We start from the raw sequence: 14,585 nt of genomic DNA, 5'->3' as shown, positions 1-14,585 counted from the left end.
TGGCTGCCGGTGCGTCGGGTGACGCCGGGGGTCAGGGGGCGGCCGGTCCGGCCGCGGCGCGGGGCCGCATGTCCGTCCAGTTCGCCGCGATGAATTCCAGGCACTCCGCTCGTGCGGCGGGGCCGTGGCGCACATTCCATCCGGCCGGTACGTCGAGCGTCCCGGGCCAGAGCGAGAATTGCCCGCCGGAATTGGTCAGGACGCGGAAGGAGAGGTTCTCGTCGTCGAATGGATTCACCGGTGGTGGTCCCTTTCCCGCTCGGATCCGTGAGCCGACCGTCCCATTCGGCGGGTGCGCGCGCATCTTCGGTATTGCCGGTTCGGCCGGTCCGGGGGCGGCGGTGCGGCGCATCTCCGGGGCTGCGCGTCGGCGCGGCATTCCGGGAGATGCGGGCCGGTAGGCCGGTCGGCGAGCCTGGGCACGGCGCCCACCACGGACGCACCCAGCCAGGCACGCTCCAGAGGGAGACCCGTATGACCCCGCCCAGCCCAGCGGCCCCCGCGCCGAGCCGGGACGCGCAGTCCGTGGCGCGGCTCACCGAGATGGCCGACTACATCGTGCCCTTCACGCTGCGCGCGGTCTGCGACCTCGGCGTCGCCGACCTGCTCGCGGACGGGCCGCGCCCGGTGGACGAGCTGGCGCGCGGCACGGGAACGGACCCCCGGGCGCTGCTGAAGGCTCTGCGGGCGCTCGCGGGACGGGGCGTGTTCAGCGAGCCGGAGCCGGAGGTGTTCGGGCTGACGGAGCTGGGGCAGCCGCTGCGCAGCGACCACCCGCGGTCGCTGCGGGACGCCTACCGGTTCCTCGCCGCGGACGTCCGGGCTTGGGCGTCGCTGCCGCACAGCCTGCGGACCGGCGAGCCCGCCTTCGACCACGCGCACGGCACGGACTACTGGACGTACATGGCGGAGCACCCGGACGAGGGCGCCCGCTTCGACGCGACGCAGCGCGGCGTGACCCGGCGCGAGGTGCGGGCGCTGCTGCCCGCCTACCCGTGGTCGCGGTTCTCCACGATCGCCGACGTCGGCGGCGGCAACGGCGCGTTCCTCGCGGCGCTGCTGCAGGCCAACCCCGGCATGCGCGGCATCCTGTTCGACCAGCCGCGCGTCGTGGCGGCGGCCGGGCCCGTGCTGGCCGCCGCGGGCGTGGCCGACCGGTGCACGGTGGTGGGCGGCAGCTTCTTCGAGACGGTGCCGTCCGGCGCCGACGCGTACATCCTCAAGCGGGCCCTGTACGACGTCGGGGACGACGACCGCGCGGTGGACGTGCTGCGGTCGGTGCGCGCCGCGATGGGCCCGGACTCGCGGCTGCTGGTGATCGAGCCGCTGTCGGAGCCGGGCGACGCGTTCAGCTGGGGGAAGCTGTACGACCTGCTGCTGCTCGCGATGCGCGGCGGCGGCAGCCGCAGCCCGGCCCGGCTGGCGGAGCTGATGGAGGCGGCGGGCCTGCGGCTCGCCGAGGTGGTGCGCACCGGGGGCCTGCCGATCATCGAGGGCCGCCCGCTCTAGGGCCGGCGGGGAGGGGTTCCGATGCGGTTCCTGTTCGCGTCCTACGCCGAGCGGACGCACTTCTTTCCGATGGTGCCGATCGCCTGGGCGCTGCGCGCCGCCGGGCACGAGGTGCGGGTGGCGACGCAGCGTCCGCTGGTCCCGGCCGTGCTGGAGAGCGGCCTGCCGGCCGTCGCCGTGGCGGGCGACCACGACTGGCAGCGCCGGGTGGTGGCGGCCAGCTCGGCGAAGGGCGACTGGGAGGGCTGGGTGCAGCGGGTCACGGACGTGGCCCGCACCGGCCACCGGATGGGCTGGGATGACCTGCACGCCTACTTCGAGGAGCAGGTCGAGCACGCCTGGAAGCACTTCAACCACGGCCTGGTCGACGGGCTGGCCGGCTATGCGCGCGAATGGCGCCCCGACATGATCCTCTGGGAGCCGTTCACGTTCGCCGCGGCGGTCGCCGCCCGCGCTCTCGGCATCCCGCACGCCCGCGTGACCTGGGGCGCGGACGTGTGGGTGCGCGCCCGCCGCCGGTTCACCGAACTGCTGGCCGAGCGCTCGCCCGGGCTGCGCTCGGACCCGCTGCGCGACTGGCTCGGCGCCGAGGCGGCGCGGTTCGGCGCGGACTTCGACGAGGAGCTGTTCACCGGCCAGTGGACGATCGACCAGTCGCCGCCGAGCATGCGGCTGGAGTCCGGGGTGCGGACGATCCCGGCCCGGTACGTCCCCTACAACGGGCCCGCCGAGATCCCGGACTGGCTCCGCGAGCCGCCGCGGCGGCCGCGGGTGTGCGTCACCGGCGGGCTCACCGCGCGCGGCCTGTACGGCGCCGACCTGCTCGGCCCGGCCCTGCTGGACCGGCTCGCCGCCCTCGACGTCGAGGTGGTCGCGACCGTCGCGGCGGGCGACGGGGAGCGGCCCGCGGTGCCGGACAACGTGCGGCTCGTGGACTTCGTCCCCATGGACCCGCTCCTGGAGACCTGCTCGGCCGTGGTGCACATGGGCGGGTTCGGGGTGATGTCCACGGCCATGCGGCACGGCGTCCCGCAGCTCACGCTGCCCAAGCTCGGCGATTCGACGGTGCGCGCCGATCTTCTGCGGGCGACCGGGGCCGGATTGGTAATCTCCCACGACGAGGCCACCCCGGACACCGTGCGCGACGCGGTCGCCCGGCTGCTGGCGGAGCCCGGATTCGGTGAGGCGGCGGAGCGGCTGCGCCGCGAGACGCTGAGCGAGCCGGCCCCCGGCGCGGTGGCCGCCGCCCTGGAGGGGCCGGCGGCCGGACGGTCAGGGCCGCGCGCCCCCGCCATCGAGTCCGAAGGAGTCCCGCTGTGATCACCCTCGACGACATCCGCCGGTTCGCGCTCGCCCTGCCCGAGGTGGAGGAGGTCACGCACTTCCGGCTGCCGAGCTTCAAGGTCCGCAAGAAGCCCTTCGCCGGCGTGGAGAAGGGGGAGGCGACCGCGGTCTTCTCGGTGTCGGAGGAGGAGGCGGCGCGGGCCGTCGCCGCCGACTCCGAGGTCTACGAGGAGGTGTGGCGCACCGCCGCCACCAAGATCTTCGTCGGCCTGCGGGTCGACCTGGCGAAGGTCGACGAGGAGCGCGTCCGGGAACTGGTCGAGAACGCCTGGCGCAACAAGGCCCCCAAGAGGGTGGTCGCCGCTTACGACGCCCGGTGACGGGCGGCCGATGACGGGACGGGGGCGGCGGGGCGTCGCCGCCCCCGTCCCGGGGACGGAGGGACGGGCATGGACGGACTGCTGCGGGACAAGGCGGTCCTGGTCTCCGGCGTGGGACCGGGGCTCGGCCGCACGACGGCGCTGCGCTGCGCTCGCGCCGGCGCGGACGTCGTCCTCGCCGCCCGGGACGGCGAGCGGCTCGACGCGGTGGCCGCGGAGGTGGCGGCGCTCGGCCGCCGTGCGGTCGCGGTGCCGGCCGACATCACCGACGAGGAGTCGGCCGCGGCGCTCGCCGCCCGCGCCGTGGACGCGTTCGGGCGCCTGGACGCGCTGGTCAACAACGCCACCGCGGGCATCCCCCCGGCCGACCTGGCGACCGTCGACCTCGGCGCGTTCGCGGCGGGCATGGGCGTGGACGTCGTCGCGGCGCTTCGGCTGACCCGGCTGCTGGCGCCCGCGCTCGCCGAGCGCGGCGGCGCCGTGGTGATGGTCGCCTCCAGCGTGATCCGCGAGTCGCCGCCCGGCCTGGGCGTCTACAAGACGGTGAAGAGCGCGCTGGTGGCGGTGGCGCAGACGCTGTCGGCCGAGCTCGGACCCGGCGGCGTCCGGGTGAACACGGTCGCGCCCGGGCCGCTGTGGGCGGACGCCGTGAAGGCGCACTTCGCCGCCGTCGCCGAGCAGCGCGGCGTCCCCCTCCGGCAGGTCTACGACGAGACCGCCGCCACCATCGACCGGCGCCGGCTCACCGAGCCGGACGAGGCCGCCGACGCGATCGTGTTCCTGGTCTCCGACCTCGCGCGCGCGGTCACCGGACACTGCCTCGACGTCAACGGGGGCCAGTACCACAACTGAACCGGCGATCGGAGAGCGACATGACCGCAACGGACCCGGCGGCCCGCACGGCGGTGGTGACACCGCGCGACCCGCGCTACGAGGATCTGCTCGACGCCTACAACCACCGGTTCTCCGCCCGCCCCCGCGAGATCCGGGTGGCGGTGTCGGCGGCGGACGTCGCCGCCGCGCTGCGCGACGCGGCCGGCTCGGGGGCCCGGATCGCCGCGCGCAGCGGCGGCCACTGCTTCGAGGGCTTCGCGTCCGCCGCCGACCTCGCGGTCCTGCTCGACGTCTCGCAGCTGGACGGCGTGGCCTACGACCCGGCCCGCCGCGCGTTCGCCGTCGGCGCGGGCGCCCGGCTCGGCCCGGTGTACCGGGCCCTGCACGCCCGGTGGGGGGTGACGATCCCGGCCGGGACCTGCTTCGACGTCGGGATGGGCGGCCACGTCGCCGCCGGCGGCTACGGCCACCTGTCGCGGCGGGACGGGCTGGTCGTCGACCACCTGTACGCCGTCGAGGCCGTCGTGGTGGACGCCGGCGGGGAGCCGCGCGTCGTCACCGCGACCCGCGAACCGGACGACCCGCACCGCGACCTGTGGTGGGCGCACACCGGCGGCGGCGGGGGCAACTTCGGCGTGGTGACCCGCTACTGGTTCCGCAGCCCGGACGCGGACTCGGCGGACCCGGCGCGGCTCCTGCCCGCCGCACCCGGACGCGTCCTGCGGCGCACGGTGGTGTGGCCGTGGGAACCGGTGGACGACAAGGCCCTGACCCGCCTCGTCCGCAACTTCTGCGACTGGCACGAGGACAACTCCGCCCCCGGCTCGCCCGCCGCGCCGCTGTGGAGCAACCTCATCCTCGGCCACCGGTCGGCCGGCGCGATCACGCTGACCTCGGTCGTCGACGAGGCCGCGCCGGGCGCCGCGGAGCTGCTCGACGAGCAGTACGCGCGGCTCACCGGCGGGGTCGGCGTCGTCCCGGCCGTGGACGACCGGGCCGTCCAGCCGTGGATGAGCGGCTGGATGCCGTCCTACAACTGGCCTCCCGAGCCGCTGGGCCGCTACAAGAACAAGGCCGCCTACCTGCGCCGGGGGTTCGACGACCGACAGCTGGAGGTCGTCTGCTCCTACCTCGGCGGGGACGGCGGCAACCCCTTCGCCTGCCTCGTGCTGTCGGGGTACGGCTGCCGGATCGCGGAGGTCCCGTCCGGCGACACGGCCGCGGCGCACCGGACGCCCGTGCTCAAGGCGATGTTCTGCGGCGGCCAGTGGACGTCCCCGGACGAGGACGGACCCCGCATCGACTGGATCCGCCGCTTCTACCGCGACGTCTACGCGCACACTGGGGGAGTGCCGGTCCCCGACGCCGTCAGCGACGGCTCCTACATCGGCTACCCGGACGTGGACCTGGCCGACCCGGAGTGGAACACCTCGGGCGTGCCGTGGCACGACCTGTACTACGGCGGCAACTATCCGCGCCTGCAGCGGGTGAAGGAACGCTACGACCCGCTCGGGGTGTTCCGGCACGGCCTGTCGGTGCGGCCGCCCGCATGACCCGCTGGCTGATCACCGGCGCGGGCGGCGTGCTCGGCCGCGAGCTGCAGGACGTGCTCCGCGATCGCGGAGCCGAGACCGTCGCCCTGACGCGGCGCGACCTCGACCTCACCGACGGGCGGGCGGTGCGCGCCGCCGTCCGCCGGCACCGGCCGTCCGTGCTGGTGAACTGCGCGGCCTGGACGGACTTCCACAGCGCCGAGGAGCGCGAGGCGGAGGCGCTGCGGATCAACGGCGCCGCGGTCGGCGCGCTCGCCCGCGCGTGCGCGGACGCGTCGGTCCGGCTCGTGCACGTGTCCACCGACTACGTCTTCGACGGGACGGCCCGCCGCCCCTACGCCGAGGACGCGCCGGTGCGCCCGCTCAGCGCCTACGGCCGCACCAAGCTCGCGGGGGAGCGCGCCGCCGCCGGCCTGGTCGCCGCCGGGGGCGCGGCGATCGTCCGGACGGCGTGGCTCTACAGCCGGCACGGGACCGACTTCGTCCGCGCCATGGCCCGGGTCGAGCGGGCCGGCGGCCGCGCCGAGGCGGTGGACGACGAGTGGGGCCAGCCCACGTGGGCCGCCGACGCGGCCCGCCAGATCGTCGCGCTCGCCCGGACGGGCGCCGCCGGGGTGTTCCACGCGACCAGCGGCGGCGCGGCGTCCCGCTGGGACCTCGCCGGCGAGGTGTTCCGGCTGCTCGGCGCCGACCCCGGCCGGGTGGCGCCGGTGCCCGCCGACCGCTTCCCGGGCGCGCACCTGCGTCCCCGGTACACCGTCCTCGGGCACGCGGCGTGGGCGCGCGCCGGGCTCGCCCCGATCCAGCACTGGCGCGCGGCACTGGAAGCCGCGTTCCCGCACCTGGACCTGGACGCGTAGCCGAAACGCCGCCGGTCACACCTCGCCGGGCAGGACGGCGGTGTAGTGGTCCACGAGCGGCTGGAACCGCGGGTCGGCCGGCGGGATCTGCGCGCGCCGCACCGGCCGCCCGGCTAGCAGGTCGTCCAGATGGGCGAGGGAGAGGTGGTAGCCGGCGGCGCTCTGCGGCGCGTGCGCGAGGTCCTGCAGCGTCACGTCGAGGACGAGGACGCTTCCGCCGGCGTCGGGCGAGACCGTCCAGCGCAGGTTCTCGTCGTACGGGCTGCCGGGGATGCCGGGCCAGTGGAACTCCAGCAGCCGGGGCGGCTCGGCCGCGGTGACCGTCCCCGCCTCCGGGGCGCCGCCCGCGAACGAGAGCCGGATCGCGCCGCCGGGGACGGGGTCGACGGCCACCTCCCAGGGCGTCCACCGGGACAGCTCGGCGCCGTCGGTCAGCGCGCGCCAGATCCGCTCGGCCGGACGGGGGTAGTGGTGGTCGAGCCGCAGCACGGGCCGCCCCGTCCCCGGGTCGCGGGACAGGGCGGCGTCGGGCCGAAAGGATGCGTCGGTCATGAAGGGCCTCTCGGGCGTCGGGCACGGGCGGCCGTGCGTCGTCGGGTCTCGTCTACCCGACGAACGCCGCGGCGGCGACAGGACACCCGCGGTAGCGCGGCGCTCGGGCCGGGAGGGGACGAGGCGGCGTCGCGGCGGCGTCAGGGCGCCGCGACGGCGGACGGCGCGGTCACGAACCGGGGCCGCGGGACCGGCACGATGAACCGGCCGCCCGCCTCCAGGTACGCGCTCTCGCGGGCGATGATCTCGTCGGCGTAGTTCCAGGCCAGCAGCAGGAAGTAGTCCGGCCGGCGGGCCAGCCCCTCCTCCGGCGAGACGATCGGGACCCGCGAGCCGGGCATCAGCCGGCCCTGCTTGAGCTGGGTGGTGTCGGTGCAGAACAGCACCTCCTCCCGCGTGAGCCCGCACGCGTTGAGCAGCGTGGCGCCCTTGGCGGGCGCGCCGTACCCGGCGACCGTGCGGCCCTCGGCGGCGAGCGAGCGGACGAGGTCGCCGATCTCCGCGCGGGCGGCCTCGGTGCGGCGCGCGAATTCCAGGTACGGGCCGTCGCCGGACAGGCCGAGCGCGTCCTCGCGGGCCAGCATCCGCGCGACCGCCGGACGCTCCGGGCGGCCCGCGCCGCGCGGCGCGGCGGACACGACGATGGAGCCGCCGTGCACGGGCGCCGTCCGCACGTCCACGAGGTCGAGCCCGTGCATGCCGAACAGGGTGCGCAGCGTGCCGAGCGAGAAGTACGACAGGTGCTCGTGGAAGATGGTGTCGAACTCGTCGTTGGCGAGCAGCTCCACCAGGTACGGGACCTCGATGGTGAGCACGCCGCCCGGGTCGAGGACGGCCGTCACCCCGTCCAGGACCTCGTGCACGCCGTTGATGTGGGCGAAGCACTGCCGGCCCAGCACCAGCCGGGCCCGGCCGTGCCGCTCGGCCAGCCGGGCGCCGACGCGTCCGGTGAACGGCTCCGGCACTGTCTCCACGCCGCGCGCGTTGGCGATCTCGGCGAGGTTGCGGGCCGGGTCGACGCCCGCCACCCGCATCCCCGCCCGCCGGAACAGGTCCAGGTGGACGCCGGTGTTGCTGCCGAACTCGACGACGAGGTCGCCCTCGGCCAGGTCCGCGTCGGCGACCAGCCGCCGCATGTGGCTCATGATCGTCTCAGACTCGGACGAGACGTACCGGTAGTGCCCGAACATCGCCTCCGGGTCGACGACGTGGCGCAGGCTCATCAGCCGGCAGCCGCGGCACACCACGACCTCCAGCGGCACCGGCCGCTCCGCGCCGATCGGGGCGTCCGGGTCGAGGAAGTCGCCGGCGAGCGGGGTCTCGCCGAACGACACGACGTCCAGCCAGTCGTCCCGCCCGCACACCCGGCAGCCGTCGACCTTCCGCACGATCTCCTGCATCGCTCCTCCTGTCGGTGTGGGCCGCGCGGTCAGGCGGTGACGCGGCGGGCCGCGCGGCGGGGCAGGCCCCGGCCCGCGACGGCGGGCGCGGCGTTCTTCAGCGGCTCCCACCAGGCCCGGTTGTCGCGGTACCACGCGACGGTCTCCGCGAGCCCCCGCTCGAGCGGGACGCGCGGCGCGTACCCCAGCTCCTCGCGGATCTTGGTGATGTCGAGGGAGTACCGCAGGTCGTGGTTCGGCCGGTCCGGGACGTGATCGACCATGTCCCAGCCGGCGCCGCACGCCCGCAGCAGCCGGTCGGTCAGCTCCCGGTTGGTCAGCTCGGTGCCGCCGCCGACGTGGTACACCTCGCCGGCGCGGCCGCCGAGCAGCACGAGCTGGATGGCGCGGCAGTGGTCGGAGACGTGCAGCCAGTCCCGCACGTTGCGGCCGTCGCCGTACAGCGGGACGCGCAGCCCGTCGAGCAGGTTCGTCACGAAGAGCGGGATGACCTTCTCCGGGTACTGATGGGGGCCGTAGTTGTTGGTGCACCGGGTGACGACGACGTCGAGGTCGCGGGTGCGGTGCCAGGCGAGCGCCAGCAGGTCCGACCCGGCCTTGGCCGCCGCGTACGGGACGTTCGGCGCGACCGGGGACCGCTCCGTCCACGTCCCCTCGGGGATGGAGCCGTAGACCTCGTCGGTGGACACGTGCACGAACCGGCTGACGCGGTGCCGGTCGGCGGCCTCCAGCAGCACCTGCGTGCCGAGCACGTTCGTCTGCACGAAGCGGGCCGCGCTGGCGATGGACCGGTCGACGTGGGTCTCGGCGGCGAAGTGCACGATGACGTCGTGGCCCGCGACGACCTCGTCCACCACGACGGGGTCGCTGGTGTCGCCCTGGACGAACCGGAACCGGGGATGGTCGCGGACCTCCTCCAGGTTCGCCGGGTTGCCGGAGTAGGTGAGCAGGTCCAGCACGGTGACGTGGACGCCGGCGGACCCGGGCAGGTCGCCGCGCAGCGCCGACCGCACGTACTCGGAGCCGATGAACCCGGCGCCGCCGGTGACGAGGATCCTCATGGCCGCGGGTCTCCTTCCGGGGCGGGGGCCGCGGGGCCGTCCAGCCCGACGTCGGCGTGGTCGCTGAGCACGAACCGGTGCCCGGCACCGGCGCGGGGCGCGGGGCGGACGGTCGCGCCGCGGCCCAGCAGCGAGCCGCGCAGCGGGTGGGGTGCCCGCACCTCCGCCCCGTCCATCAGGATCGAGTCGGCGACCCGGGCGCCGAGCAGCGTGCAGCCGCGGCCGACGGAGACGTCCGGGCCGATCCGGCTGTCCTCGACGCGGCTGCCCGCGCCGACGACCACCGGGCCGTGCAGGGTGGAGCGCAGCACCCTGGCGCCGGGCTCGACGACCACCGGGCCGAGCAGCCGGCTGTGCTCGTCGACGTGCCCGGCGACGTCGCGGGACAGGCCCGCCAGGACGCGCCGGTTCGCGGCGAGGACGTCGTCGGGGCGGCCGGTGTCCTGCCAGTGCCCGTCGTACTGGTGCGCTGTGACCGGGCGCCCGTGCTCCACCAGCCAGCGCAGCGCGTCGGTGAGCTCCAGCTCGCCGCGCTCCCCGGGGCTGATCGCGGCGACGGCCTCGTGCACGGCGGCGGTGAAGAAGTAGACCCCGATGACGGCGAGGTCGCTGCGCGGCCGCCGCGGCTTCTCGGTGATCGCGCGGACGGCGCCGGCGCCGTCCAGTTCGACGACGCCGAACCGGCGCGGGTCGGCGACCTTGCCGACGACGATGTGCGCGGCCGGGCGGTGCTCGCGGAACCCCGCGGCGAGCCCGGCGACGCCGTCCAGCAGCATGTTGTCGCCGAGCCACACGACGAAGTCGTCGTCGCCGAGGAACGCGCGGGCGACGATCAGGCAGTGCGCCAGGCCGAGCGGCCTCTCCTGGGGCAGGTAGGTGATCCGCGCGCCGAACCGGGACCCGTCGCCGAGCGCGGCGGCGATCTGGTCGCCGCCGGCGCCGACGACGACGCCGATCTCGGTGGCGCCGAGCTCCCGGACGCCCCCCACGACGTGTTCCAGCACCGGGCGGTTCGCCACCGGAACGAGCTGCTTCGGCATCGCGTGACTGAGCGGCCGGAGCCGCATTCCCATTCCGCCGGACAGTATCAGGGCTTTCATAGAAATCCGCCCGGGTCCCGCATCGGTGTCCTCCACATGGCCTTTCCGACCGCCGTTCGCCGTGCCGGACGCGCGGCGTTCTTACCGGCAACGCTAGTGGTCAGAGCAGTCACTTGCTTCTCAAAGATTGCCGGGTGAGTTTCCCGGCCGGCCGTCGGACTCCAATTCCAGGAACATTTGCGAGGGCCGCCCGCCGAATCGCGCCCGGACGAAGTCGAAACCGGCGAACAGCGGGGTGAGAACGGGGTAGAGGGGATGGCGGACGACGGGCCGGCCGGCCGACAGCCGGACCAGTCCGCGCCCGGCGAGCCAGGCGAGGACGCTCGCCGTCCAGAACGGGGCGCCCTGGGTGTAGCGGAACCGGCGGACCCGCAGCCCGGCCGCCCCGGCCAGCCGGGTGAGGTTTCCGCGGTCGAACAGCCGCCAGTGCCGCGGGCAGTGCAGCCCGCCCCAGTTGCGGTGCCGGAACAGGCGGGCGTCGAGGCTGTCGGCGTTCGGCGTCTTCACCAGGATCACCCCGCCGGGCGCGAGGCAGCGGCGGAGCGCGGCGAGCACCGCGGCCGGGTCGGCGACGTGCTCGATCAGGTTGAGCAGCAGGATGAGGCCGAAGCGCTCGCCGGGTTCGAAGTCCTCGATCCGGCCCTGGTGGTAGCGGTGGCCGCGGGCGCGCGCCAGCCGGCCCGCCCGCTCGTCCAGGTCGACGACCTGGGTGAGCGCGGTCCGCGGCTCCAGCTCCCGGATCAGGGACAGGTGGGCGCCGTCGCCGCCGCCGACGTCCAGCACGCTCACCGCCTCGCCCGGCACCCCCGCCAGGACGCGGCGGAACAGGGCGGCGTCCAGGCGGAGCTTGACCCGCGCGGCGAACGACCGGTCCGGCGGCCCGTAGGAGTAGTAGGAGGGCGGGTAGATCTCGGCCAGCCGGTCGGCCGGGACGGGGTCGATGAACACCAGGCGGCAGTCGGGGCAGCGGCGGTAGGCGAACTCGTCGCCGCTGGTGAAGTACTCCAGGTCGCGGGCGCGGGCCCACGGGAGGGTCCGCGGGGCGCGGCAGAGGGGGCAGCCGGTCATACGCGGTTCAGCTCCCGCCATGCCTCGCGGTAGGTCGTCGTCCGCCGCAGCAGCAGCGGCGCGACGTCGGTGCGCAGCAGGAACCGCTCCACCTCGCGCAGCCGGGTGAACGAGACGCTCGGGTCCCAGTGGTGGAGCAGGTGCCGGTTGAAGCCCGCGCCGCCGAGCGTGGCCGCGAGCATGCCGTCGCCGAACAGCCGGTTGACGGCGCCGTGCGGCGTCCGCCGGTAGTCGGCGCGGTCGTCGGCGGAGTCGCCGCGATGCTCCAGCACCTGCCGGACGCTGTTGAACAGCGGCAGGAAGGTGAGCATGCCGAGCACCCACGCGGCCGCGAGCGCGGGCAGGCCGAGCAGCAGCGCGCCCACCACGACGGACGCGTTCACGGCCCCCGCGGCGAGGAAGACCGCGCCCAGGAAGGGCGGTCCGGCGGTTTCGGCGGACGGCGTGCGCGATGCCGCGCCCTCCGTGGCCCCGGCGGACGCCCGCTGGTAGCCGGCCAGGGACCGCACGAGCCGCACGCCGGTCAGGCTCTCGAGCAGGAACCGGCGGTCGAGCGGGTCGAAGTAGCTGGTCTCGGTGTCGGCGGTGGTGCCGAGGTTGCGGTGGTGCACGAAGTGGATCCGGCGGTAGGCGCGCACGTCCGACCCCAGGATCACCCCGATGCAGGCGTTGGCGGCGAGGTCGTTCAGCCTCCGGCCCGGCGCCAGGTTGTAGTGCGCCGCCTCATGCTGGAACAGCAGCAGGTAGTGCAGCCAGAAGCCGAGCACGGCGCCGCCGGCGACGGCGAGCACCGCGCCGGCGGCCGCCCCCGGGAGGGTTCCGGGGACGGCCCGCTCCAGCAGCGCGATCGCCGCGCCGCAGCCGGCCAGCGCCAGGTGCCCGCCGAGCAGCTTGCCCCAGACGGACGGCCAGCGCGGGGCGAGGGTGCGGCGGAAGGCGGTGTAGCGGACGCCGGAGTCGTCCACGATCCACGAGTGCCGCACCGCGGACAACTCCTGCGGGGGCGGGGTCATCGCGAGCCGGCGCCCTGGCAGTCGAGCAGCAGCAGCCCGGTCGCCGTGGGCCGCACCATGCGACACGCCTTCAGCGCCCACATCGACACCGCGATCGACGGACCCGAGCCGAAGCCGGTGAAGCCGCGGCCGGGCGGGGCGGTCAGGATGAAGCGGATCTCGCCCTTGGCGACGAGCCTGCGGAACTGCGGCAGCGTCGGCGTCGGGTTCGACCCGTCGAAGCCGCCCATCGCCATGATCGGCGCGCCGCCGGCGGCGATGGCCATCGGCGCGGACTGCAGCCCGCTGGGGACGGCCACCAGCCAGCGCGCCGAGCCCCGGTTCGCCTGGAGGAACCCCAGCAGCGCGGGGTCGACGCGCTGCGAGCCGGAGATGACGCCCATGATCGCGTTGCCGATCTGCGGCGGGACCACGGCGAGGCCGTACCGCCCGTCCTGGTTGGCGAGCGGGTTGATGCCGAGCAGCCGCTGCTCGGTGGTCTTCGCCGACCAGACCGCCGGGGCGGCGAGGACGGCGACGGCGGTCAGCGCCGCGAGCGCAGGGCCCGCCCACGTCAGCGGCCGCGACAGCGGGACGGACAGCAGCGCCAGCGCGGCCGCGGCCAGCACCAGCGGCATCAGCCAGCCGGGACGGTGCGCCGTGGTGTCGTGCAGCACCCACGCCGACCAGCCGCCGGCCACGGCGATCTGCGCGATGAGGGCGACGGCGCCGAAGGCGCTTCCGCGCCGCCACGCCCGCCAGGCCGTCACCAGGCCGCCCGCGGCGAGGGCCGCCAGAGCCGGGGCCATGAGGCTCGTGTAGTACGGGTGCAGGACGCCCTGCATGAAGCTGAACACAGCCCAGCAGCACACGGCCCAGCCCGTCCAGAGCACGAGCCCGGCGGGGGAGCCGTCCCCGCGGCGGCGAAGGTCGTAGGCCATGGTCACGGCGCCGACCAGGGCGAGCGGCAGCCACCAGGAGATCTGGTCGGCGAGCACCCCGGACAGCAGCCGGCCGGGCCCCGCCTCGCCCGCGTGGAACGCCTGCCCGGTCTGGAACGCGTGGATGATGACCGCTCCGGGCCCTTGGACCTGGGTGTCGGGCTCGGACAGGTGCTGGGAGAGGATCTGCCCGATCCGGTTCCCCACGGTCCCGTCGGTGCTGTTGCCGACCCACGGGCGGTCGGGCAGGAGCCGGAAGACGAGCGGCCAGACGGCGCTGACCGCGGCGAGGGCCGCCCCGGCGGCCGCCAGCCGGACGAGCCGCCGCCGCACCGGGCCCGCGGCGAACAGCAGCCAGGTCAGCGTCATCGCCGGGACGACGACGAACGCCTCCAGGTACTTGATGTCGAAGCCGAGCCCGATGACGGCGGCGGCGCCGAGCAGCGGCCGGATGCGGTCCCGGCGCAGCGCCCGCAGCAGCAGCCAGGCGCCGGTCAGCATCGTCAGCAGCAGCAGCGCGTCCGGGTTGTTGTCGCGCTCGATCGCGACGTTGACCGGGCTCAGCGCCAGGCCCAGCGCGGCCGGCAGCGCGGCGGCCCGCGCGGCGGGGGAGTCGCCGCCGGCCTCACGCACCGCGAGCCCCAGCATGAGCACGGACGCCACGCCCGCCAGCGCGGTGGGCAGGAAGACCGTAGCCCAGTGCACGCCGAAGATGCCGATGAGGATCGCCGACGGCCACAGCGCGGGTGCCGGCTTGTCCATGGTGATGAAGTGGCCGGTGTCCAGGCTGCCGGACAGGAACGACGTCCAGTCCCCGGACATGCTCAGCGCGGTCGCCGTGTAGTAGGCGTTGCCGGTCCCGGTGTCGGCCGCGTGGTGCCAGACGCGCAGGACGGTCGCGATCGCGAGGCAGGCGGTCATCCCCGCCCACCACCACGAGAAGGCGGCGCGGCCCGGGCGGCCCGGCGTCTGGTCGGAGGCCGCCGCCCGGACGGGCGCCCCGTGGTCTGCTGGCTCGGTTCTCATGCGACTCAGCATGAGCGCGGCCGCG

Annotated in this window: 14 protein-coding genes; 6 read left to right on the top strand and 8 right to left on the bottom strand. The window is 75.5% G+C overall.

Annotation, left to right across the window (positions count from 1 at the left end; genetic code table 11):
* Positions 1-31: 31 nt before the first annotated feature.
* Entirely contained in the window at positions 32-238 is a 207-nt protein-coding gene (locus tag AB0C21_RS28095) for an MbtH family protein (RefSeq protein ID WP_500208215.1), read from the bottom strand.
* Positions 239-474: 236 nt separating this feature from the next.
* Between AB0C21_RS28095 and AB0C21_RS28090 the strand changes: the two genes are divergently transcribed.
* The 6 genes from AB0C21_RS28090 (at position 475) to rfbD (ending at position 6,420) form a co-directional block, all read left to right on the top strand.
* The gene (locus AB0C21_RS28090) at positions 475-1,509 is read left to right on the top strand and encodes a methyltransferase (protein ID WP_500208213.1); all 1,035 of its coding nucleotides are present in this window, start codon (positions 475-477) and stop codon (positions 1,507-1,509) included.
* A 21-nt stretch (positions 1,510-1,530) separates the two neighbouring features.
* Positions 1,531-2,829 carry an activator-dependent family glycosyltransferase gene (locus AB0C21_RS28085; RefSeq protein WP_500208212.1) on the top strand — a complete coding sequence of 433 codons (1,299 nt, stop codon included), beginning with the start codon at positions 1,531-1,533 and terminating at the stop codon, positions 2,827-2,829.
* Positions 2,826-3,173 carry an MmcQ/YjbR family DNA-binding protein gene (locus tag AB0C21_RS28080; protein WP_132195979.1) on the top strand — a complete coding sequence of 116 codons (348 nt, stop codon included), beginning with the start codon at positions 2,826-2,828 and terminating at the stop codon, positions 3,171-3,173. The genes AB0C21_RS28085 and AB0C21_RS28080 overlap by 4 nt, the downstream gene beginning before the upstream one ends.
* Before the next feature lie 69 nt (positions 3,174-3,242).
* A complete protein-coding gene (locus AB0C21_RS28075) occupies positions 3,243-4,025 on the top strand; it encodes an SDR family oxidoreductase (RefSeq protein ID WP_500208210.1) in 783 nt (260 codons plus the stop codon).
* A gap of 20 nt (positions 4,026-4,045) precedes the next feature.
* The gene (locus AB0C21_RS28070; protein ID WP_500208208.1) at positions 4,046-5,560 is read left to right on the top strand and encodes an FAD-binding oxidoreductase; all 1,515 of its coding nucleotides are present in this window, start codon (positions 4,046-4,048) and stop codon (positions 5,558-5,560) included.
* The gene (gene rfbD, locus AB0C21_RS28065) at positions 5,557-6,420 is read left to right on the top strand and encodes a dTDP-4-dehydrorhamnose reductase (RefSeq protein ID WP_500208206.1); all 864 of its coding nucleotides are present in this window, start codon (positions 5,557-5,559) and stop codon (positions 6,418-6,420) included. Before AB0C21_RS28070 ends, rfbD begins: the two co-directional genes overlap by 4 nt.
* Positions 6,421-6,435: 15 nt before the next feature.
* On the opposite strand, the gene AB0C21_RS28060 is transcribed toward rfbD, so the two are convergent.
* The 7 genes from AB0C21_RS28060 to AB0C21_RS28030 form a co-directional block, all read right to left on the bottom strand.
* Positions 6,436-6,972 carry an SRPBCC domain-containing protein gene (locus AB0C21_RS28060; protein WP_500208204.1) on the bottom strand — a complete coding sequence of 179 codons (537 nt, stop codon included), beginning with the start codon at positions 6,970-6,972 and terminating at the stop codon, positions 6,436-6,438.
* Between the two features lie 140 nt (positions 6,973-7,112).
* On the bottom strand, positions 7,113-8,372 hold the full coding sequence (locus tag AB0C21_RS28055) for a class I SAM-dependent methyltransferase (RefSeq protein WP_500208203.1): 1,260 nt from the start codon (positions 8,370-8,372) through the stop codon (positions 7,113-7,115).
* A gap of 29 nt (positions 8,373-8,401) precedes the next feature.
* Positions 8,402-9,433, bottom strand: coding sequence for a dTDP-glucose 4,6-dehydratase (gene rfbB, locus AB0C21_RS28050; protein ID WP_500208201.1), 1,032 nt, complete (start codon positions 9,431-9,433; stop codon positions 8,402-8,404).
* Positions 9,430-10,533: a glucose-1-phosphate thymidylyltransferase gene (locus AB0C21_RS28045; RefSeq protein ID WP_500208199.1), complete on the bottom strand. Its 1,104-nt coding sequence runs from the start codon at positions 10,531-10,533 to the stop codon at positions 9,430-9,432. The genes rfbB and AB0C21_RS28045 overlap by 4 nt, the downstream gene beginning before the upstream one ends.
* A gap of 120 nt (positions 10,534-10,653) precedes the next feature.
* Positions 10,654-11,601, bottom strand: a complete 948-nt coding sequence (locus tag AB0C21_RS28040; protein ID WP_500208197.1) for a class I SAM-dependent methyltransferase — start codon at positions 11,599-11,601, stop codon at positions 10,654-10,656.
* Positions 11,598-12,614, bottom strand: a complete 1,017-nt coding sequence (locus AB0C21_RS28035) for a fatty acid desaturase (RefSeq protein ID WP_500208196.1) — start codon at positions 12,612-12,614, stop codon at positions 11,598-11,600. The genes AB0C21_RS28040 and AB0C21_RS28035 overlap by 4 nt, the downstream gene beginning before the upstream one ends.
* A complete protein-coding gene (locus AB0C21_RS28030; protein WP_500208195.1) occupies positions 12,611-14,560 on the bottom strand; it encodes an ArnT family glycosyltransferase in 1,950 nt (649 codons plus the stop codon). Before AB0C21_RS28030 ends, AB0C21_RS28035 begins: the two co-directional genes overlap by 4 nt.
* Between the last annotated feature and the right edge of the window lie 25 nt (positions 14,561-14,585).

The organism is Spirillospora sp. NPDC049024 (assembly GCF_040649235.1).
Lineage (GTDB): Bacteria > Actinomycetota > Actinomycetes > Streptosporangiales > Streptosporangiaceae > Spirillospora.
This window is presented reverse-complemented; position numbering and strand designations above follow the sequence as displayed.

What these genes read in the sequence shown, in the direction of transcription:
- AB0C21_RS28090 (WP_500208213.1), top strand. Translation starts at nt 475, where the DNA reads ATGACCCCGCCCAGCCCAGCGGCCCCCGCGCCGAGCCGGGACGCGCAG.
- AB0C21_RS28085 (WP_500208212.1), top strand. Translation starts at nt 1,531, where the DNA reads ATGCGGTTCCTGTTCGCGTCCTACGCCGAGCGGACGCACTTCTTTCCG.
- AB0C21_RS28075 (WP_500208210.1), top strand. Translation starts at nt 3,243, where the DNA reads ATGGACGGACTGCTGCGGGACAAGGCGGTCCTGGTCTCCGGCGTGGGA.
- AB0C21_RS28070 (WP_500208208.1), top strand. Translation starts at nt 4,046, where the DNA reads ATGACCGCAACGGACCCGGCGGCCCGCACGGCGGTGGTGACACCGCGC.
- rfbD (WP_500208206.1), top strand. Translation starts at nt 5,557, where the DNA reads ATGACCCGCTGGCTGATCACCGGCGCGGGCGGCGTGCTCGGCCGCGAG.
- AB0C21_RS28060 (WP_500208204.1), bottom strand. Translation starts at nt 6,972, where the DNA reads ATGACCGACGCATCCTTTCGGCCCGACGCCGCCCTGTCCCGCGACCCG.
- AB0C21_RS28055 (WP_500208203.1), bottom strand. Translation starts at nt 8,372, where the DNA reads ATGCAGGAGATCGTGCGGAAGGTCGACGGCTGCCGGGTGTGCGGGCGG.
- rfbB (WP_500208201.1), bottom strand. Translation starts at nt 9,433, where the DNA reads ATGAGGATCCTCGTCACCGGCGGCGCCGGGTTCATCGGCTCCGAGTAC.
- AB0C21_RS28045 (WP_500208199.1), bottom strand. Translation starts at nt 10,533, where the DNA reads ATGAAAGCCCTGATACTGTCCGGCGGAATGGGAATGCGGCTCCGGCCG.
- AB0C21_RS28040 (WP_500208197.1), bottom strand. Translation starts at nt 11,601, where the DNA reads ATGACCGGCTGCCCCCTCTGCCGCGCCCCGCGGACCCTCCCGTGGGCC.
- AB0C21_RS28035 (WP_500208196.1), bottom strand. Translation starts at nt 12,614, where the DNA reads ATGACCCCGCCCCCGCAGGAGTTGTCCGCGGTGCGGCACTCGTGGATC.
- AB0C21_RS28030 (WP_500208195.1), bottom strand. Translation starts at nt 14,560, where the DNA reads ATGAGAACCGAGCCAGCAGACCACGGGGCGCCCGTCCGGGCGGCGGCC.